Source organism: Blautia sp. OF03-15BH, from assembly GCF_003463065.1.
Classification (GTDB): domain Bacteria; phylum Bacillota; class Clostridia; order Lachnospirales; family Lachnospiraceae; genus Limivivens.
Genome location: NZ_QSCM01000003.1, coordinates 64,689 through 84,817, shown reverse-complemented (window position 1 = coordinate 84,817; position 20,129 = coordinate 64,689). Strand labels below are relative to the sequence as shown.

Sequence of the window (20,129 nt, the reverse complement as noted above, 5' to 3'; positions counted from 1 at the left end):
AAAAGCATGGAAAAAATAGCAAAAAAATTAACCGATTATTATATGCGAACAGGACTTATCAATGAAAAAGATGCTGCAATATATCAATTTGGCTGGCAGGTAAGTATAGAAATACTTATAAGCATAATAGCAAGTATAGGCATTGCTTTGTATCTTAAAATGTTTCTGGAAATGATATTTTTGGGCGGTATTTTTATTCCTCTTCGAACATGGGCCGGAGGTGTTCATCTGGACAGATACTGGAAATGTTTCGTTTGCTCTGTGATGGTCATGGTGGTGGGACTTGTTTCTTCAAAGTATATACACTGTGATGAAACATATAGTTTCGTCTGTATTTGTGGACTGCTTCTTATTATTTCGGGTTTTGGAGTGTGTAAAAATTCCAATGTAAAGGAAAGATATAAAGAAAGCCTTTCGAAGAAGCTTCGGGTCTTTGAATTGGGAACTGCTATTATGGCTGTGATTTTAAAGTTGAGAGAAAATGGTCAATATCTTTTTCTGACAATGTATACGCTTGCAGTTGTTTTGATTAGTTTACTGCTAAAGGATGTGAGAATAAAAAGAGATGGAAGTATTAGTCTTTTCGGAAAAAATCGGGTATCCGGATTGCTCAAAGAGAGAGTTGCTGCATCAAAGTGCTTATATAGATATCTATCCTTTGAAAAGGATAGAGGAAGCTTTAATAAAAAAGCGGGATTTGATAATTTTGGATGTACCGGATCAGAAATTAAAGGCAGGAGAACTGGAATTTATAATAAAAATTCATTGCAAAAGTAAGGCACCAATATTGGCGATCGTGGATTCATGCTGTGAAAATGATTATTGGATGCTGGAAGAAATGGGAATTACGGAGTATATAAACAGACCATTGAAGGAAGAAGAATTTAACAAAAAACTAGCTTACCTGTTGAAAAAATAACCTTGCAAACCTCCCGTTCTTCTCTATAATAAGAATAGAAAAGAACGGGAGGTTTTTTCAATGAGCGAAGACAAAATTTTCTGCAAAGGCGGTGGCTGTACGGCGAAGCTTGGCCCGGAAGTGCTGGACCGGATCTTACCGATGCTTCCGAGAAAGCAGGACAAAGATCTTCTGGTAGGGTACGACCATGCAGATGATGCGGCCATCTACCGGCTGACGGATGATCTGGCTATCGTACAGACGTTGGATTTCTTTCCTCCGATGGTAGAGGATCCCTATGTATTTGGACAGATCGCCGCGGCCAATGCTTTGAGTGATATTTATGCCATGGGCGGCATGGCGAAAACAGCCCTCAATATTGTCTGTTTTCCGGAGAGTATGGATCTCAACATTCTGGGAAAGATCCTTACCGGGGGAGCGGAAAAAGTGGAAGAGGCAGGAGCTGTCCTGGCCGGTGGCCATTCCATTCAGGATACCGATATCAAATACGGTCTTTCTGTCACCGGTGTGATCCATCCGGATAAAGTACTGGCCAATCAGAACTGCTGTCCAGGTGACCGACTGATTCTCACAAAACCGTTGGGAGTCGGCATCGTATGTACAGCTTCCCGGATGAAGGATGTACGGGAAGCAGATTATGATCTGGCGGTCAGATCTATGACTACGCTGAACAAATATGCGTCGGCTCTGGCTGGAGCTTATGAGACCCATGCCTGTACGGATGTGACGGGTTTCGGTTTCCTTGTCCATTTGAATGAGCTTCTGGGAGAAAACAGTTCCGCCCGTATCTACAGCAGCGCTGTGCCGTATATACCGGGCTGTCCTTCTTATGTGGAAGAGTTTTACCTTACCGGGGCAGGGCAGAGGAACCGGAATCATATGAAAGGGAAAGTAGAATTTTTAAAGGAGTCTTTTTTTATGGAAGAGCTTCTTTTTGACCCGCAGACTTCCGGCGGTCTGCTTTTGTCTGTAAAAAAAGAGGATGCAGAAGGACTTCTTTCTGAAATTCTGGATCTTGGGCTTCCAGCCGCCATTGTAGGAGAAGTGACAGGACCAGAAAAAAGGAAAATTTTTGTCGAATCCTAAAAGGGAAATAGGTTCAATGGAAATCTTATAAAGAATAGTATGAGAAAGTGAGAAAATAAAAAATGCAGACATATACGTATGTTTCTGAAGGAAAATTTGAGTTAATGGAAAAACCAAAACCGGTGCTTATGCACGAACGGGATGCGATTGTAAAGGTAACACTTGCCAGTATCTGTTCCAGTGATCTGCACATCAAGCACGGAAGTGTTCCGCGTGCAGTTCCGGGGATAACGGTCGGTCATGAGATGGTAGGTATTGTGGAAGCAGTTGGCAAAGAGGTAACGCATGTAAAACCGGGAGACCGAGTAACGGTAAATGTAGAGACTTTTTGTGGGGAATGCTTTTTCTGCAAAAAAGGCTATGTAAACAACTGTACAGATAAAAATGGCGGCTGGGCGTTGGGATGTCGTATCGATGGCGGTCAGGCGGAATATGTGCGAGTACCTTTTGCCGATCAGGGACTGAATAAGATCCCGGAGGGAGTCACGGACAGAAAGGCTTTGCTGGTAGGGGATGTTCTTGCTACCGGTTATTGGGCTGCACGCATTTCTGAGATCACAGAAGAGGATACGGTACTGATCATCGGAGCCGGTCCGACAGGCATCTGCACACTGCTTTGCGTTATGCTGAAGAAACCGAAGCGTATCATTGTATGTGAAAAAGATGAAAACCGTATTCGTTTTATTCAGGAGCATTATCCGGATGTGCTTACCGTTTCGCCGGAAGACTGTGAAGACTTTGTTCAAAAGAACAGCGAGCATGGAGGAGCGGATGTCGTTCTTGAAGTTGCGGGCGCGGAAGCTACTTTTCGCCTGGCCTGGCAATGTGCAAGACCAAATGCGATCGTGACAGTGGTTGCGCTTTATGATAAAGCACAGATCCTGCCGCTTCCGGATATGTACGGCAAGAATCTTACATTCAAAACCGGCGGCGTCGATGGCTGTGACTGCGAGGAAACTTTAAAGCTGATCGCAGAAGGCAAGATCAATACAGAGCCGCTGATCACCCATACATATCCACTGGACAGGATCGAAGAAGCGTATGAGCTTTTTGAGAATAAGAGAGACGGTGTGATCAAAGTAGCCGTGGAATGTTGAGCATGATATGAACAGGCCAGAGAAAATGCAGCGATGCTGATGAGCCGGGAGGGGCGCAAAGGGATTTTTCATGATCGTGGTCTGCAGACAGGAACGAGAAACTGTGAGTTTTGTCCGCATTCTGGTTATTGCATGGATCGTATCAGCCCCTTCTCGAAGTGGCAGGGGGCCGGCAGGAGCCGGAGATGTCGAAGAACCTTTATCTGAAGAGGATCCGTGGGGGAAAACATCGAAGGAACGACCGGTGGAACCATCACCGGAACCATTGCCGGTCACACCGTCCAGGCCGGTACTCGATGTTGAAAAATTTGAAGAGTGGATGGATCAGCGGACCTTAAACGGGTATGTGGAGAAATCAGATGGTACTGGCATTAGAGATTGAGCATACGACAAGGGCTCTTAATGCGCAGAGCGCAGTTGATGAGATGACAAATGAGATGTTCAGACGAAATGCCGAAACATTGAAGCAGGGAGCCATGGATGCTGCGTTGGCTTCCGAAAGAGGAATCGTGGATGTGGAAACTCTTCGAAAAGTAAATGCAGATATCATTCTTTCGATCAATGAAGTGGTGAAGATCCATGAAGAAGGATCGAAACGCCGTGCAGAGGCACAGGAGGAACTTGCCAGGATCGAAGATGAATTGAAACAGGCATTGCTGGAAGCCGGCAACAGATAAAAGAGAGGAGAATACGTTTTCGAGCGGCCGTTTTACAAAACAGCCGCTCATTTTCGTTACAAAGTTGTGACTTGAGTGATCATTTCGCTGAAAGAAGGATGAGGACGGATCACAGAAGCCATTTCTTCCAGAGTGAGCTTTTGAGCAATCGCGACAGCAAACTCGCTGATCATATCTGTGGCTCTGGCACAGAGAAGCTGTGCACCGATGATCACATGAGTTTCTTCCAAATAGATCACTTTCATAAAACCGCGTTCCTGCAAGGATAATACAGACTTTCCATTGGCAGAACTCAGGATCTTGTGGCTTTTGGCAGCAAGTCCCTGTTCTTTCGCCTGATCCAGTGTCAGACCTACCGAAGCGATCTCCGGAGATGAATAGATACAGGACGGAACGAGATCAAGGACCGGATCGCTCACACAGGAGCCGTTCTTTCCGGCGGAATCAGCGGCTAATGCCGCAGCGATACGATGGACTGCATGAAAACCCTGAGCGGTGGCAGCATGTGCCAGCTGCAGTTTTCCATTCACATCGCCGATGGCATAGATGCCGGGAATGTTGGTCTGAAAATGTTCATCTGTCAGGATACGGCCACGTTCCATGGAAGGAGCAAGACCGTCAGCGAACAGACCATCCGTATAAGGTTTTCGGCCGGTAGCAATCAGAACTGCCTGTGCGGTACAGGTGCAGACCGTGTCTTTTTCCGTGTAAGTACATAAGATGCCATCATCGGCAGCTTCCAGAGACTGTACCTTGGCACCGGTATGGATATCGGCGCCTTTTTTCTTCAGAGACTGCTTCAGGCTCTGTCCCAGTTCCTTGTCCATGTTGGTGATCAAAGAAGGAAGCGCCTCCAGGATCGTAACTTTTGTTCCAAGTGCCTGCCAGATTCCGGCAAATTCCACACCGATCACACCGCCGCCGATGATCAGCAGAGAAGAAAACGGTTCCTGATCCCAGGAGAGCAGTTCGTCACTGGTCATCACACCGGGCAGATCATGTCCGGGAATCGGCGGAACAGAAGGAACACTGCCGGATGCCAGCAGGATCTGGCGTGTTTCGATGGTGACAGGATCTGCTCCATCGGATGTGATCTGTACCTGCTTGATCCCTTCATTGCCGGAAGCATCTGTGCCTGTATCAATGACGGTTCCCAGTCCCTGATAAACCGTAACTTTAGCAGCTTTCAGAAGAGCGGCAATGCCCTTTTGCAGAGTGGTGATGGTTGCCTGCTTGTGCGTCTGGATTTTGGACAGATCGGGCAGGACATGCTCTGCGGAGATACCGAAACGTTCTGCATCGCAGATCTTTGTATAGAGTTCTGAAGAGTGGAGCAATGTTTTGGTAGGGATACATCCCCGGTTCAGGCAGGTCCCTCCCAGAGAATCCTTTTCGATCAGAGCGGTGCGAAGACCAAGCTTTGCTGCTTCCAGAGCTGCTTCATATCCGCCTGGACCGGCACCGATGACAGTCAGGTCATAAATAGTTGTTGTCAGTTCTGCCATGGATCAATTCTCTCCTTTTCGTTAAATTTGTTCTTGTACCATCCGACACAGATCCGCGCGGATATTTTCCGGAACCAGATGTTGTTCCAGTGAATGATCTAATGCTTTGCAAAGAATATCGGTACGATAGGGAAGACCCTGAAATTCCGTACCAATATCAGAAAACCAGTCTGCTTCCATGGAATCGGAAGAAAGCAGTGCTTCGGTGATCATTCCTTCATTTACATGAAGGTCAAGATTGACCTCACCCCATGAAAAACGTTGTTCCAGCCGGTTGGTAAATGGAATCTTTGGTCCGTATTTCCAACGTTCAGAGGAAAAACGTTCTCTGCCGTCCTGAATGGCAGTCTGTTCCAGACGTTCTGCACACAGAGGTACAGCAGGCAAGCCGTATACCTTGGAAAATGCGGTAAACATCGCCTGCTTCATGGTGTCAACTGTGATCTCAGGACAAAGCGAAGACAGATTTACCACCCGGGAGCGGACGGAGTCTACACCTTTTGACTGTAATTTTGCTTTGGAAGGATTCAGAAAACGGGACATGGAAGCGGTATCTACATTCAGCAGCAGCGTTCCATGATGGTAATAACATCCTTTGGAGTCAAAAAACGCATTTCCGGAAAACTTCTGCCCGTTGATCGCCACATCGTTCCGACCGGTCTTCTCAGCGGTCAGTCCAAAGGAAGCCACCGCTTCTATGATCACCTGGAGCTGGCGGTCCACATCCGCATCTTCTTTGCGCATACAGAAAGTAAAATTCAGATTTCCGAGATCATGGTAGACGGCTCCCCCGCCGGAGAGGCGGCGGACCAGATGTCCGCCCTCTGCTTCCAGCTCCGATACACGGCACTCCTTCCAACAATTCTGATTTCGCCCGATCACAACGGTATGTGCATTTTGCCATAAGTATAAAATGCACTCTCCGGGTTCTGTATGAAAGGTAAGGTATTCTTCCACGGCAAGATTTTGGTAAGGATCGGTCGTTATGCTTTCATATGTGGTCAGAGTCTGTATCATCGTGGCTTCCTCCTACTAGAGATTATTCGGGGTTATAGAGGTAACGTACCACAGGTTTTCGTGCAGCGCCGACTTCGTCTAACCTGCGGACTGGTGTTTCAAAGGGATATTCGTGCATTTTTTCCGGATGAGCTTCGGACTCTGCCAGTACATCCAGGAAGATCTGTACTGCTTCATCCAGTGTCTCTCTGCTCTCGGTTTCTGTTGGCTCGATCATCAAAGCTTCATGGACGATCAGCGGGAAGTACATGGTAGGCGGATGGATACCGTGATCCAGCAATGCCTTGGCGATATCAAGGGCTGAGACATTCCGCTCATGTTTTTCCTGTTCCAGTGTCATGACAAACTCATGCATGCAGGTGTGGTCATATGCCATCTTGTAGTGGCCGGCCAGTTTGTGCATCATATAGTTGGCGTTCAGCACTGCAGTGGTGGATGCTTCCGGAATACCTTCCCGGCCAAGGGTCAGGATATAGCAGAAGGCACGGACAACAACCAGGAAATTGGAAGAGAAGCTGCGGACATTTCCAATGGTATGAGCAGCGGTCTCTTCTGTGAAAGTGCCGTCTGTCTGTTTGTCAATACGAAGTCCCGGAAGGAAGGGGGCCAGAAAATCTTTGCAGGCAACAGGTCCGCTTCCCGGTCCGCCTCCACCGTGAGGAGTAGAAAAGGTTTTATGCAGATTCAGATGCATGACATCAAAGCCCATGTCGCCGGGACGGGTAACGCCCATGACTGCGTTTAAGTTTGCTCCGTCGTAATAGCATAAGCCGCCGGCTTCATGAACGATCCGTGTGATCTCTGCGATATTTGGATCAAACAGACCAACGGTGTTCGGGTTTGTGAGCATCAGTCCGGCAGTGTCATCGCCGACAGCGGCTTTTAATGCCTCCAGATCTACACAGCCATGCTCATCGGAAGCGATATTGACCACATCGAAGTCAGCCATGGCAGCACTGGCAGGGTTGGTGCCGTGAGCAGAATCCGGAACGATGATCTTTGTCCGTTTGCTGCCGCCGCGGCTGTTGTGCCATGCTTTGATCAGAAGAAGACCGGTAAACTCACCATGGGCACCGGCTGCCGGCTGAAGTGTACATGCCTGCATTCCGGTGATCTCACACAATGCTTTCTCAATAGAAGAGAGTACTTCCAGACAACCCTGGATATCCTTCGTATCCTGCAAAGGATGGATGTTGGTAAATCCGGGGAGAAGAGAAGCAGCATCGTTGATCTTCGGATTGTATTTCATGGTACAGGAGCCTAATGGATAAAAACCATCGTTGACTCCATGGGTCTGTTTTGCCAGATCGGTATAATGACGGCTGAGTTCTGTTTCAGATACCTCCGGAAGATGCGGTGCTTTTTTACGCATCGGCACTTTGACAGTTACTTCAGGGGTTGTACAGGGCGGGATCAGGTCGCAGCCTCTTCCAGGTGCCCCCATTTCAAATATCAGTTTCATGCAAGCACCTCCTTTATCACAGCGATCAGACCATCGATCTCAGATTTCGTGTTCATTTCCGTAGTGCACCAGAGCATTTCTGTCTGTCCTGTCACAAGTCCTGATAAATATCCGTGTGCAGCCAGTTTTTCAGAGAGAACAGCTGCATCGCAGGGACAGATGGTTACAAATTCATGGAAAAATTCTCCCGTATATTTTCTGGTAAATCCGAGAGCAGTCAGTTCTTCCAGCAGATAGCGGGCATTTGCCATACAGGAAGCAGCCACTTTTTCAAGTCCGGCACTACCCATAGCTGACAGATAGACAGCGGCAGTCATAGCGCACAGTGCTTCATTGGAACAGATATTGGAACTTGCTTTTTCCCGGCGGATATGCTGTTCACGCGCCTGAAGAGTAAGGACATAAGCCCGTTTTCCGTCCACATCGGCAGTCTGGCCTACGATCCGGCCCGGAAGCTTTCTCATCATGTCTTTGGTAGAAGCCATGAATCCAAGATATGGTCCGCCAAATCCCATAGGAAGTCCCAGCGGCTGGCCTTCACCGACTGCAACATCGGCACCAAATTCTCCCGGGGTTTCCAGAAGACCAAGAGCGATGGGGTTACAGCTGGCGATCAGCTTGGCGCCGGAATTATGTACCGCATTTGCAATGGAAGCTCCATCTTCGATCAGTCCATGATAGTTTGGAGTCTGAATGATCAGACAGGCGATGGAGGAAGTATCCATAGCATTCCAGCTTTCCATGTCTGTAAGACCATTTTTCTCAGGAAGGATCACAAGGGGGGCTCCGGAACCGAAACAGTAGGTACGGATCACGGAGATCGTTTTGGGATCCACGGAAGCACTGACACAGATGGTTCCGCGTTTCCGGTCACGGCACATAGCGGCAGCCTCTGCGGCAGCAGTTGCACCGTCGTAAACAGATGCATTGGAAACATCCATTCCGGTCAGTTCACAGATCATGGTCTGATATTCAAAGATCGACTGCAGCAATCCCTGGCTGATCTCTGCCTGATAAGGCGTATATGCAGTGACAAACTCTTCTTTTGAAGTGACTTGTTTTACAATAGCCGGAATATAATGCTGATAGGATCCGGCACCTCTGAAAATGTGAGAAAAGCGGGTGTTTTTCCCTGCGATTTCCTCAATCTTTTGAGCGACTTCCAGTTCAGAAAGTCCGGATGGTAAAGACAGACCGTCTTTTAAACGAAGTGCTTCAGGAATATCGGCATACAGTTCATCAAAAGAATGCATGCCGATGGATTCCAGCATAGCGAGACGTTCTTCTCTGGTACTTGGTATGTAAGAACCCATGACAGTTACCTCCTGTAGATAAATTCCGGCAGATCAGCCGTTGCTTTCTGACTGACAGTGAGTTTCATACTCAGCAGCAGTGATCAGCTCTTCTTCATCCGTGACATCTTTTACTTTGATGAGCCATGCGTCATACGGTGCTTCGTTGATCAGTTCCGGGTGATCCAGAAGCTCTTCATTGATCTCGCAGACAGTTCCGGATACCGGGGAGAAAATATCGGATACGGCTTTGACAGACTCTACATCGCCCAGTGCTTCTCCGGCAGTAACCGTATCATCTACCTCCGGCAGATTGACAAATACAAGATCGCCGAGCTCGCTCTGTGCAAAGTCGGTAAGACCGATCACAACCATTCCTTCTTCGTTTTTTACCCACTCATGTGATTTGGAATAACGTAATGTTTCTGGATAGTTCATAATAAAGATCCTCCGTGATTTTATTTTTATGAATAGTTATTTCTTTGTTTTGGAATAGAATGGAAGAGAGACCACTTCCATTTCTACTTTTCGGCCGCGTACATCTGCGGCAAGTCTGGTTCCGACAGCAGCATATGCTTTGTCCACCAGTGCCATGGCGATTGGGTATCCGAGATAGGGTGCATGGGTGCCGGAAGTAGTCATGCCGACCTGGGTGTCACCGGAGAAGACAGGCATGTGTTCTCTTACAATGCCGCGGCCGGTGATCTTCAGTCCTACGCGTGTCCGTGTCGGTTCGCTTGCTTCCAGAGCTTCTTTTCCGATAAATTCTTCTTTGGAAAATTTCACGCAGAAGCCAAGTCCGCTCTCCAGAGGAGTAACGGTTTCATCCATCTCATGTCCATATAAAGGCATACCGGCTTCCAGGCGCAATGTGTCGCGGGCTCCGAGTCCGCAGCAGATCAGACCTTCTTCTTTTCCGTTCTCCAGCAGAAGCTCCCACATGGCAGCAGCATCTTCGGCTGCAAGATAAAGCTCATATCCTGCGGATCCGGTATAGCCGGTCTTGGATACGATGCAGCGCATACCGCCGATGGTACGGTCAAAGCAGGCACTATAGTATTTTACCGGAAATTCGTCTTCCGGAAGAAGTTTTGCCAGGATCTCATGGGCTTTCGGTCCCTGTACGGCGATCTGGGCAACGGAATCGGAAATGTCTGTGAGAGTGGTTCCTTCCACATCCTGCTCATGGGCTTTCATCCATGCAAAGTCTTTATCTTTGTTGGCTGCGTTCACTACGATAAAATAATGCTCATCACGGACCTTATAAACGATCAGATCGTCCACACAGTTTCCATTTTCATAGCACATGAGGCTGTATCTTGCCTGACCGTCATACATATTTGTGAAATCATTGGTCAGCAGATGATTGAGCAGCTTCAGTGCTCCGGGGCCTTCACAAAGAATTTCTCCCATATGAGATACATCAAAGAGACCACAGGATTCCCGGACTGCCATATGCTCTGTGATCACACCAGTCTGGTACTGGACGGGAAGAAGATATCCTGCAAAAGGAACGATCTTGCCCCCGTGTGCCTGATGGGTGGCATAGAGCGGTGTTGTTTTTTCCATAGGTGATTCCTCCTTATCTGACATCCGAATGACAAGATGTCTGGGGCAAAAGTTTTTTACCCCCAACGGACGATGAACTTCAGGGTTGAAAGATTTATCATGCAGATACAATGCTGTGTTTTGCTCATCATACACATAAAAAAGCGCAGAACAACTAGATCCTTGTTCTGCGCTCTGTCATCTTAACCTGAAAGATTACCCGAAATTCTTTTATCGGTTGCTTCTTCGGTGCAACTTTGTCGTTGCTTTCCAGAGGTTCGTCGGAAACTGGTCCTTTTGCCTGAGAGTTCTTCAGCCCCTTCGGCGCACAATTCTGTGTCTCTCCCAGTTTCGTCATTCGATGTCTTGAATTGCCCTTATGCTAACACAAAATGACGAAGATGTCAATGGAAAACATATATTTTTATGGGAAAATAACCAAAAGAATAAAAACATATTTTTACATATTGGGTAAATTGAACAGTATAATGTCAAAAATAAAATGATTTTTAATAGGTATGCTGTTTTGTGTACATAGCGTGCAGAATCAGTAGGAGAAACATACCCAGACGAGTTAATACTTTACAAACCTGATGTGAAAACATATAATAAAATAGAATTTCTGAAACAGGTTAATTTTTTTCACAGGTGATAGTATGAAAATAACTTACATGAACCACAGTGGCTTTTTGGTCGAGACCCGGGACTGTTACTATATTTTTGACTATTATAAGGGCGAAATTCCCCCTCTTGATAAAAAAAAAGAAGTGATCGTCTTTTGCAGCCATTTCCATGAGGATCATTTTAATCCGAAGGTCTTTGAGATTCTTGATGATATGGGTATGACTTACCAGGCAGTTCTGGCAGAAGATATACGCAGCAGGAATCATCAGCCAGATAGGAAGATCATATATGTTGCTCATGATAAAATGTATGATCTGGATAACGGTACTCAGATTGCCACGTTGCTTTCCAACGACAGCGGTGTCGCATTTATTGTCAGAACAAGAGAAGGAACGGTTTACCATGCCGGTGATCTGAATGACTGGTATTGGGAAGGCGAGCCGGAGGCTGACAACCAGAGACTCACTTCGGCATATCGTGCAGAGATCAAGAAAATCAAGGGCATGCATTTTGATGCTGCATTCGTTCCTGTTGATCCAAGGCAGGAAGAACACTACGCTGACGGTATTCTGTATTTTCTTGAAAATGTAGATTGCAATGCAATCTTTCCAATGCATTATTGGGATGATGCCAGTGTGATTAAGCGGTTTGTTACGGAATACCCGCAGTATAAGTCACGTATCAAAAACACAGAAGGTGCGAAAGGAGAAGCAGTATGAAATTTAAGATGATTCACGAAAACTATAACGTATCAGATCTGGACCGATCTATTCAGTTTTACAACGAGGCCCTCGACTTGCATGAAGTGAGACGAAAGACTACCAATGATTTTATTATTGTGTATTTGAGCAATGATGTAAGTGACTTTGAGTTGGAACTTACCTGGCTTAAAGATCATCCACAGCCATATAATCTGGGTGAATGCGAGTTTCACCTGGCATTTCAGGCAGATGATTATGAAGCAGCACACAAAAAGCATAAAGAGATGGGGTGCATTTGCTTTGAAAATAAAGCGATGGGCATCTATTTCATCGAAGATCCGGATGGTTACTGGCTTGAGATTGTGCCGTAAATCTGTTTATCATGAAACCGTTGCAGTTATTTACTACAACGGTTTTTCTGTAACGATTTTTAAAGTTTAAAAGGATGAAATGAAAAATTATGTACGTATGACTGACGACAACGCAGCAGATGAAAAATCAGACAAGTCAAAGTGGCTTACTTAATATTCACTGTACTAGGATGATGCAATTAATGGAGAATATGTAAAATGATGAATTGTATTATAGTTGGAATGGGAGGATTCCTCGGAGCGGTAGCGCGTTATCTGATTGGATTGATCCCGATAAATCCGCAAAGTGGATTTCCGGTAAAGACATTATTGATCAATATTACCGGAGCATTTGTGATAGGACTTGTTGTAGCTCTTGGTGCAAAGAAAGACTGGAATCCGCAATTGACCTTATTTTTAAAGGTAGGCATTTGTGGAGGATTTACGACATTTTCTTCTTTTGCACTGGAAACAAATCAACTAATGGAGCGAGGCGCAGGCTGGTGGGCGATGCTTTATGTCGCACTAAGCGTAGTAGGAGCATTGGCCGCAGTGTATGCGGCACAGTATCTAATCGCAAGATAAGATAGTGGGTGCAAGCTTAAAGAAAAGCTGATCGGAGATACATGAGCATGAAAAAAGTATCTGCGATAGGCACAGGAAGATAAATGAAGATACATCCGGTGCGCGGAGCGTTAGGCTGTGGATTAGAGAAAAAGAAAATATTTACAGAAAGAACTTGCCAATTATGAAAAACTAGTATATGATTGTTCAGGCGAAACCTGGTTTTTGTTTTTTTCAAAACAGTCGTTGCATTATCCGATGAAAAAGTATTCGTGTGATTTTGGCATATTCATGCCAAAACACCTCGCGGGACAGTGGCTGCTGAATAGTTACAAGTATTCTCAATCGACAGGGAAAACAAAGATCCGCATCCATGATCTCTGGAACCTTCCCATGTTGCATTGTTGATAGAGAATAACTGTTCATTTGTGGTAATCGGCAAAGACGCGGTCATGAAAAAATCTCATTGCGCATTTTGGAAAAGCGGTATCCTGTACATCATTTGCGTATCACAAGATCTGACAAAGTGCGGTAAATCCAGTGTTTCAGCTGCTTTTTAACTGAGTGTTCGAAACCTTCCACTCATAAAACAAAACTAAAGGAGAAAACAGAATATGAGAGACAAGAAAGTACAGTTTATTGTTGAGGCCGCTGCGATTGCGGCAATCTATGTGGTGCTGACCGTGGTATTTTCCGCCATTTCCTTTGGCGAAGTGCAGCTGCGGTTTTCCGAGGCACTGACGATCCTTCCCTACTTTACACCGGCAGCCATTCCGGGACTTTTTGTAGGATGTCTGATCGGAAACCTGTTCGGAGGAGCCATTCCTCTGGATATCATCTTCGGAAGCCTGGCTACCCTGATCGGTGCCTGCGGAACCTATGCACTCCGGAAAAACAAATTCCTTGCACCGGTATCCCCCATTGTGGCAAATACCATTGTTGTGCCCCTGGTGCTGTTTTACGGTTACGGTGTGAATGTTCCCATTCCGCTTCAGATGCTTACCGTAGGCCTGGGAGAGGTGTTATCCTGCGGCGTACTCGGCATGATCCTGCTTTTTGCTCTGGAAAAATATCGTGGTGTGATTTTCAAAAGACACACTGCATAAAAAAAGAACCCCTTCGGTCCTGCAACAGCCGAAGGGGTTCTTTTTTATGATCTTATGAATTTTTCTGGTTTTTCTCCACTTCCTGGAGCATCATTGCACGAACCTTTAAGGGCAGGCCGAACAGAGTGATGAAGCCGTCTGCATCGTGATGGTCATAAAGATCACCGGTGGTGAAGGATGCCAGAGACTCATTGTAGAGGCTGTACGGAGATGTGGTTCCGGCTTTGATGATGTTGCCTTTGTAAAGCTTCATCTTTACTTCACCGGTCACATATTTCTGAGTGGACTCTACGAATGCCTGGATGGCCTCTCTTAAAGGAGTGAACCATTTTCCTTCGTATACGACCTGAGCGAACTGGCTGCCCAGTTTCTTTTTCGTTTCCATGGTGTCACGGTCCAGAGTCAGTTCCTCCAGCTGCTCATGAGCTGCCATGAGGATGGTTCCGCCCGGTGTCTCGTACACACCACGGGATTTCATGCCAACAACACGGTTCTCAACAATATCCACGATACCGATGCCGTTTTCCCCGCCGATGCGGTTCAACTCAGTGATGATCTCGGAAACCTTCATAGCTTTGCCGTTCAGAGTCTTCGGAACGCCGTGCTCAAAAGTCATGGTGAGTTCTGTCTCTTTATCCGGAGCTTTTTCCGGAGTAACGCTTAATACCAGCATGTTGTCATAGTTGGGGGCAAGGGAGGGATCCTCAAGCTCCAGACCTTCGTGGCTGATATGCCAGAGGTTCCGGTCACGGCTGTAGCTGTGGCTGTCATCAAAGGGAAGATGGATGCCGTGAGCCTTGCAGTATGCGATCTCATCCTCACGGGACTGCATTTTCCAGATGTCGGTCATACGCCAGGGAGCGATGATCTTCAGATCCGGAGCCAGGGCTTTGATCCCCAGTTCAAAACGGATCTGGTCGTTTCCTTTACCGGTGGCACCGTGACAGATCGCGGTAGCACCCTCTTTACGTGCGATCTCAACCAGTTTCTTTGCGATCGCAGGACGGGCCATGGAAGTGCCGAGGAGATATTTATGCTCATATACAGCACCGGCTTCTACGCAGGGCATGATGTAATTATCGCAGAAATCATCGATGATATCTTCAATATATAATTTGGAAGCTCCGGAAAGCTTGGCTCTCTCATCCAGACCGTCCAGCTCATTTCCCTGTCCGCAGTTTACGCAGCAGCAGATTACGTCATAATTGAAATTTTCCTTCAGCCAGGGAATCAGGGTTGTGGTATCCAGACCGCCGGAATAAGCTAATACAACTTTTTCTTTCATAATAGAAGACCTCCTGAAAATAAATATCCGGGCAGTAAAAGGATCTGCCCAAGCTTTTTTCAATATGGCTTACTATACAACAAAAATTATAATTATGCAATAGGGAATTGAAAAAAATCGAGAAAGTGTGAGCAGGAGTGCTTTTTGAAAAAATAAAAAATAATACTTGAATAATATACAACGCCGTTGTATAATTACTCATCATTGTTGCGGGAAAAGATTTCTTGCCCCAACGGATACCTGCGAATGTCCGCTTTACAAACAGAAACTGTTATTTTCAAAGATATGTCAGCAGATGCTGGCAAAGAGATAAAAGAGGAGAGAAGAACATGATCAAGGCAGGAATTATCGGAGCTACCGGTTATGCCGGCGGTGAACTGGTACGGATTTTACTGGCACACAAGGATGTGGAGATCAAATGGTATGGATCGAGAAGTTATATTGATAAGAAATACAGCAGTGTCTATCAGAACATGTTCCAGCTGGTAGAGGATGTCTGTAAGGATGATAACCTGGAAGCGCTGGCAGATCAGGTGGATGTGATCTTTACCGCCACACCGCAGGGCTTCTGTGCTTCTTTAATTAATGAAAAGATTCTTTCCAAGGCCAAAGTCATTGACCTGAGTGCGGATTTCCGGATTAAAAATGTAAAAATATACGAAGAATGGTATAAAATCGAACACAAAGCACCTCAGTTTATTGAGGAAGCTGTTTACGGACTGCCGGAGCTGAACCGGGAAAAGATCAAAGGTGCACGCCTTATTGCCAATCCGGGCTGTTATCCGACCTGCAGTACGCTTTCTATCTATCCCTTATTAAAAGAAGGGCTCATTGATCCGGATACCATCATCATCGATGCAAAATCCGGTACTTCCGGAGCGGGAAGAGGAGCTAAGGTCGATAATCTTTACTGTGAAGTCAACGAGAACATCAAAGCATACGGTGTGGCAGGCCACCGTCATACACCGGAGATTGAGGAGCAGCTTGGTTATGCGGCAGGAAAAGAAATTCTTTTAAACTTTACTCCGCATCTGGTGCCTATGAACCGGGGAATCCTGATCACGGCATACGCATCTCTGAAAAAAGAGGTTTCTTATGAGGAAGTAAAGGCTGCTTATGATAAATATTATGAAAAGGAAACGTTTGTCCGTGTACTGGACCGGGATGTCTGCCCGCAGACCAAATGGGTGGAAGGCAGCAATTATGTGGATGTAAACTTTAAGATCGATCCCAGAACACACCGTATCATCATGATGGGGGCAATGGACAATCTGGTAAAAGGAGCCGCAGGACAGGCTGTACAGAATATGAACCTGCTCTTCGGACTTCCGGAAAATGAAGGGCTGCAGCTGGTTCCCATGTTTCCCTGATCTTTGATACAGGGGAAGTTACCTGTTTTACGGCAGAGATCGGATAAGAGGAAAAATCACAGGCAGTAGTAAAGAAGAATGGCGGTCAGAGGACTGACGGCAGAATGGAGAACATATGAAAGTGATCGAAGGCGGCGTGACCGCTCCAAAAGGATTTCAGGCGGCCGGTATTTTTGCCGGCATCAAAAAAGAGAAAAAGGATATGGCCATGGTATATAGTGAGGTCCCCTGCGCAGTAGCAGGAACCTTTACCACCAATGTAGTGAAAGCGGCTCCTGTCAAATGGGATCAGCATGTGGTTTATGAAGTCGGTCAGGCAAGTGCCATTGTGGTAAACAGCGGTATTGCCAACGCCTGCACCGGTGAGGAAGGCTATGGCTATTGCCGGGAAACGGCTGCAAAAACGGCAGAACTTCTGCATGTCTCTGAGGATCAGATCCTGGTGGCTTCCACCGGTGTTATCGGGCGTCAGCTTCCGATGGACAAGATCAAAGGAGGCGTGGAGAAAATGATCCCGCTCCTTTCCGACACAAAAGCAGCAGGTACGCTGGCAGCAGAATCCATCATGACCACGGATACGATCAAAAAAGAGGCGGCTGTGGAGTTTACGCTGGGCGGAAAAACCGTTACCATCGGAGCTATGAGTAAGGGTTCCGGCATGATCCATCCCAATATGTGCACCATGCTGGCTTTTATCATGACCGATGCAGCGATCTCCAGAGAACTTCTTCAGAAAGCCTTAAGCTCCGTGGTAAAAGATACCTATAATATGATCTCCGTGGATGGCGATACCTCCACCAATGACACGGCACTTCTGCTGGCCAACGGACTGGCAGGCAATCCCGTGATCACAGAGGAAAATGAAGATTATGAAACCTTCGTAAAGGCTCTCTATCAGGTGAATGAGACGCTGGCAAAGACAATGGCAGGTGACGGAGAAGGGGCGACGGCTCTTTTTGAATGTAAAGTCATCCACGCAAAGACCAAAGAGGATGCGGTGATCTTAAGTAAATCTGTGATTACATCCAGCCTGACCAAGGCGGCTATCTTCGGCCATGATGCCAACTGGGGCCGTATTCTTTGCGCACTGGGCTATTCCGGTGTTATCTTTGATCCGGAAAAAGTGGATCTTTATTTTGAAAGTGCAGCCGGCAGGCTGAAGATCATCGAGAATGGTGTGGATACCGGTTACAGCGAGGAAGAGGCGACAAAGATCCTCTCAGAAAAAGCAGTCACTGCCATTGCCGATATGAAAATGGGGGAAGCTTCTGCAACTGCCTGGGGCTGTGATCTCACTTATGACTATGTCAAGATCAATGCGGATTACCGCTCCTGAATACATTGCCGGACAGGAAAAATGAAGACCGCCGTTCAGACGGCAGAATGGAGAAAAAAATGGAAGAAAACAATATGATAAACTGGTTTGAAAAAGCAGGCGTTCTCATTGAGGCACTTCCCTATATCAGAGAATTCCGGGGAAAGACCATCGTTGTGAAATACGGCGGAAGCGCCATGGTGGATCATGAACTGAAAAAGAACGTGGTCCGCGATGTGGCACTGCTGAAGCTGGTCGGTTTCCATCCGATCATTGTCCATGGCGGCGGAAAAGAGATCACCAAATGGGTGAACAAAGCCGGTCTTGAGACGAACTTTGTAAACGGTCTTCGTGTGACGGACAAGGATACGATGGAGATCGCGGAAATGGTCTTAAATAAGATCAACAAAGGGCTTGCTTCCATGATGGAAAAGGTCGGCGTCAAGGCAGTTGGTATCAGTGGAAAAGACGGAAGCCTTCTCCGTGTGGAGAAAAAGCTTTCCAAGGGCCAGGACATCGGTTATGTAGGAGAGGTGACAGAGGTCAATACGGATATTCTGAATACCCTCATCGATCATGACTTTGTTCCGGTGGTCTGCCCCATCGGCTCCGGCAGTGACTATCATTCTTATAATGTCAACGCAGATGATGCAGCCTGTGCGATCGCGAGAGCGATGAAAGCAAGCAAACTGGCCTTTCTTACGGATATTGAAGGTGTTTACCGTGATCCGCTGGATCGTAGCAGCCTGATTTCTTCTCTGACGATCTCAGAGGCGGAAGCTCTTCTGGAGAGCGGAAATGTGGGCGGCGGTATGCTTCCCAAGATCCAGAACTGTGTGGATGCCGTAAAAGCAGGCGTAGGAAAAGTACATATCCTGGATGGCAGAATGGAACACAGCCTTCTGCTGGAATTCTTTACAAAAACCGGTATCGGTACGGTGATCACCGGGGAAAAGGAGGAAACTCATGAGTAAGACAGAAGAATATATCAGCCGGTCGGAACAGGTGATCCTTCATACCTACAACCGCTTCCCGGTGGTCCTGGAAAAAGGAGATGGCGTTTATCTTACAGACGTGGAAGGAAAAAAATATCTGGATTTTGGCGCCGGTATCGCTGTGTTTGCACTTGGCTATCATTACCAGGACTATGATGAAGCGCTGAAAAAGCAGATCGATGAGCTGATCCATACTTCCAATCTTTATTACCATGTACCGCTGATGAAGGCCGGAGAAGCTGTGGTCAAAGCAAGCGGCCTTTCCAAGGTTTTCTTCACAAACAGCGGAACAGAGGCGATCGAGGGAGCCATCAAGGCGGCAAGAAAATATGCCTGGAATAAGGATGGCTGTACGGATCATGAGATCATTGCCATGAAACATTCCTTCCACGGAAGAAGCATGGGTGCACTTTCTGTTACCGGAAACAGCCATTACCAGGAGCCCTTCAAACCGCTCATCGGCGGCATCCGTTTTGCAGACTTTAATGATCTGGAGAGCGTGAAGGCGCAGATCACGCCCAAAACCTGTGCCATCATTCTGGAAACCGTTCAGGGAGAAGGCGGCATTTACCCGGCAACCAAGGAATTCCTCAGCGGGGTAAAGGAGCTTTGTGAGGAGAATGACATCCTTCTGATCCTGGATGAGATCCAGTGCGGTATGGGACGTACCGGCTCCATGTATGCCTGGCAGGAATACGGTGTAGAACCGGATATCATGACCACGGCGAAAGCGCTTGGTTGTGGTGTTCCCGTAGGAGCCTTTGTGCTCAATGAAAAGACTGCCAATGCCACGCTGGTTCCGGGAGACCATGGAACCACCTATGGAGGCAATCCCTTTGCCTGTGCGGCAGTGTCCAAGGTATTTGAACTCTTTGAGAAAAATCATATCGTGGATCATGTCAGAGAGTTGACGCCTTATCTGGAAAAGCGGCTGGATGAACTGGTGGAGAAATACGATTTCTTAAGCTGCCGCCGGGGAAAAGGCTTCATGCAGGGACTGGTGGTCACCGGCCGTCCGGTGGGTGAGATCCTGAAAAAAGCCCTGGAAAACGATCTTATCATCCTTTCCGCAGGAAACGATGTGATCCGTCTTGTTCCACCGCTTGTCATCGAGAAAGAACACATTGATGAAATGATCGAGAAGCTGGAAAAGAGTTTCTGAAAAAGGAATAAAGAGCACTCCCTTTGCACATACTGTGAAAAAGCAAAGGGAGTT

General features: G+C 46.9%; 20 protein-coding genes and 1 riboswitch. Of the genes, 13 read left to right on the top strand and 7 right to left on the bottom strand.

The window, feature by feature from the left end:
* Positions 1 to 6 precede the first annotated feature (6 nt).
* The 5 genes from DXA57_RS04680 to DXA57_RS04660 all read left to right on the top strand — a co-directional run bounded on the left by DXA57_RS04680 (position 7) and on the right by DXA57_RS04660 (position 3,779).
* Entirely contained in the window at positions 7 to 777 is a 771-nt protein-coding gene (locus DXA57_RS04680; protein WP_117765129.1) for an accessory gene regulator B family protein, read from the top strand.
* Positions 778 to 979: 202 nt separating this feature from the next.
* On the top strand, positions 980 to 2,005 hold the full coding sequence (gene selD, locus DXA57_RS04675; RefSeq protein WP_117765127.1) for a selenide, water dikinase SelD: 1,026 nt from the start codon (positions 980 to 982) through the stop codon (positions 2,003 to 2,005).
* 62 nt (positions 2,006 to 2,067) lie between these two features.
* Positions 2,068 to 3,102 (top strand): alcohol dehydrogenase, encoded by a 1,035-nt coding sequence (locus DXA57_RS04670; protein WP_117765125.1) that lies wholly within the window; start codon positions 2,068 to 2,070, stop codon positions 3,100 to 3,102.
* A gap of 103 nt (positions 3,103 to 3,205) precedes the next feature.
* Positions 3,206 to 3,484 carry a hypothetical protein gene (locus DXA57_RS04665; RefSeq protein WP_147345656.1) on the top strand — a complete coding sequence of 93 codons (279 nt, stop codon included), beginning with the start codon at positions 3,206 to 3,208 and terminating at the stop codon, positions 3,482 to 3,484.
* Positions 3,462 to 3,779, top strand: coding sequence for a toxic anion resistance protein (locus tag DXA57_RS04660; protein WP_158571232.1), 318 nt, complete (start codon positions 3,462 to 3,464; stop codon positions 3,777 to 3,779). Before DXA57_RS04665 ends, DXA57_RS04660 begins: the two co-directional genes overlap by 23 nt.
* A gap of 56 nt (positions 3,780 to 3,835) precedes the next feature.
* Here the strand turns inward: DXA57_RS04660 and lpdA are convergent, their stop codons facing one another.
* Genes lpdA through gcvT form a run of 6 tightly spaced genes read right to left on the bottom strand, consistent with a single transcriptional unit; the run spans position 3,836 to position 10,624 of the window.
* Complete coding sequence (lpdA, locus tag DXA57_RS04655; RefSeq protein ID WP_117765119.1) at positions 3,836 to 5,284, bottom strand: dihydrolipoyl dehydrogenase; 1,449 nt, start codon at positions 5,282 to 5,284, stop codon at positions 3,836 to 3,838.
* A gap of 21 nt (positions 5,285 to 5,305) precedes the next feature.
* Positions 5,306 to 6,301 carry a lipoate--protein ligase gene (locus DXA57_RS04650; RefSeq protein ID WP_117765117.1) on the bottom strand — a complete coding sequence of 332 codons (996 nt, stop codon included), beginning with the start codon at positions 6,299 to 6,301 and terminating at the stop codon, positions 5,306 to 5,308.
* Between the two features lie 22 nt (positions 6,302 to 6,323).
* A complete protein-coding gene (gcvPB, locus tag DXA57_RS04645) occupies positions 6,324 to 7,763 on the bottom strand; it encodes an aminomethyl-transferring glycine dehydrogenase subunit GcvPB (RefSeq protein WP_117765115.1) in 1,440 nt (479 codons plus the stop codon).
* Positions 7,760 to 9,076, bottom strand: a complete 1,317-nt coding sequence (gene gcvPA, locus DXA57_RS04640) for an aminomethyl-transferring glycine dehydrogenase subunit GcvPA (protein WP_117765113.1) — start codon at positions 9,074 to 9,076, stop codon at positions 7,760 to 7,762. The genes gcvPB and gcvPA overlap by 4 nt, the downstream gene beginning before the upstream one ends.
* Positions 9,077 to 9,109: 33 nt before the next feature.
* Positions 9,110 to 9,493 (bottom strand): glycine cleavage system protein GcvH, encoded by a 384-nt coding sequence (gene gcvH, locus DXA57_RS04635; RefSeq protein ID WP_117765111.1) that lies wholly within the window; start codon positions 9,491 to 9,493, stop codon positions 9,110 to 9,112.
* 36 nt (positions 9,494 to 9,529) lie between these two features.
* Positions 9,530 to 10,624, bottom strand: coding sequence for a glycine cleavage system aminomethyltransferase GcvT (gene gcvT, locus DXA57_RS04630; protein WP_117765109.1), 1,095 nt, complete (start codon positions 10,622 to 10,624; stop codon positions 9,530 to 9,532).
* A 258-nt stretch (positions 10,625 to 10,882) separates the two neighbouring features.
* A riboswitch (glycine riboswitch) is annotated at positions 10,883 to 10,961 on the bottom strand.
* Positions 10,962 to 11,259: 298 nt separating this feature from the next.
* On the opposite strand from gcvT, the gene DXA57_RS04625 reads away from it, so the two are divergent.
* The 4 genes from DXA57_RS04625 (at position 11,260) to DXA57_RS04610 (ending at position 13,948) form a co-directional block, all read left to right on the top strand.
* Positions 11,260 to 11,946 (top strand): MBL fold metallo-hydrolase, encoded by a 687-nt coding sequence (locus DXA57_RS04625; RefSeq protein ID WP_117765107.1) that lies wholly within the window; start codon positions 11,260 to 11,262, stop codon positions 11,944 to 11,946.
* Positions 11,943 to 12,299 (top strand): VOC family protein, encoded by a 357-nt coding sequence (locus DXA57_RS04620; RefSeq protein ID WP_117765105.1) that lies wholly within the window; start codon positions 11,943 to 11,945, stop codon positions 12,297 to 12,299. Before DXA57_RS04625 ends, DXA57_RS04620 begins: the two co-directional genes overlap by 4 nt.
* A gap of 198 nt (positions 12,300 to 12,497) precedes the next feature.
* Positions 12,498 to 12,863 carry a fluoride efflux transporter CrcB gene (gene crcB, locus DXA57_RS04615; protein ID WP_117765103.1) on the top strand — a complete coding sequence of 122 codons (366 nt, stop codon included), beginning with the start codon at positions 12,498 to 12,500 and terminating at the stop codon, positions 12,861 to 12,863.
* 593 nt (positions 12,864 to 13,456) lie between these two features.
* A complete protein-coding gene (locus tag DXA57_RS04610) occupies positions 13,457 to 13,948 on the top strand; it encodes a QueT transporter family protein (protein WP_117765101.1) in 492 nt (163 codons plus the stop codon).
* Between the two features lie 52 nt (positions 13,949 to 14,000).
* Here the strand turns inward: DXA57_RS04610 and DXA57_RS04605 are convergent, their stop codons facing one another.
* Entirely contained in the window at positions 14,001 to 15,233 is a 1,233-nt protein-coding gene (locus DXA57_RS04605) for an argininosuccinate synthase (protein ID WP_117765099.1), read from the bottom strand.
* Between the two features lie 329 nt (positions 15,234 to 15,562).
* Here DXA57_RS04605 and argC point away from each other — a divergent pair, with 329 nt between their 5' ends.
* From argC to DXA57_RS04585, 4 genes are all read left to right on the top strand, one after another.
* Positions 15,563 to 16,603, top strand: a complete 1,041-nt coding sequence (gene argC, locus DXA57_RS04600; RefSeq protein ID WP_117765097.1) for an N-acetyl-gamma-glutamyl-phosphate reductase — start codon at positions 15,563 to 15,565, stop codon at positions 16,601 to 16,603.
* A 115-nt stretch (positions 16,604 to 16,718) separates the two neighbouring features.
* Entirely contained in the window at positions 16,719 to 17,939 is a 1,221-nt protein-coding gene (argJ, locus tag DXA57_RS04595) for a bifunctional ornithine acetyltransferase/N-acetylglutamate synthase (protein WP_117765095.1), read from the top strand.
* Between the two features lie 59 nt (positions 17,940 to 17,998).
* Entirely contained in the window at positions 17,999 to 18,892 is an 894-nt protein-coding gene (gene argB / locus DXA57_RS04590; protein ID WP_117765463.1) for an acetylglutamate kinase, read from the top strand.
* On the top strand, positions 18,885 to 20,075 hold the full coding sequence (locus DXA57_RS04585) for an aspartate aminotransferase family protein (protein ID WP_117765093.1): 1,191 nt from the start codon (positions 18,885 to 18,887) through the stop codon (positions 20,073 to 20,075). Before argB ends, DXA57_RS04585 begins: the two co-directional genes overlap by 8 nt.
* Positions 20,076 to 20,129 lie beyond the last annotated feature (54 nt).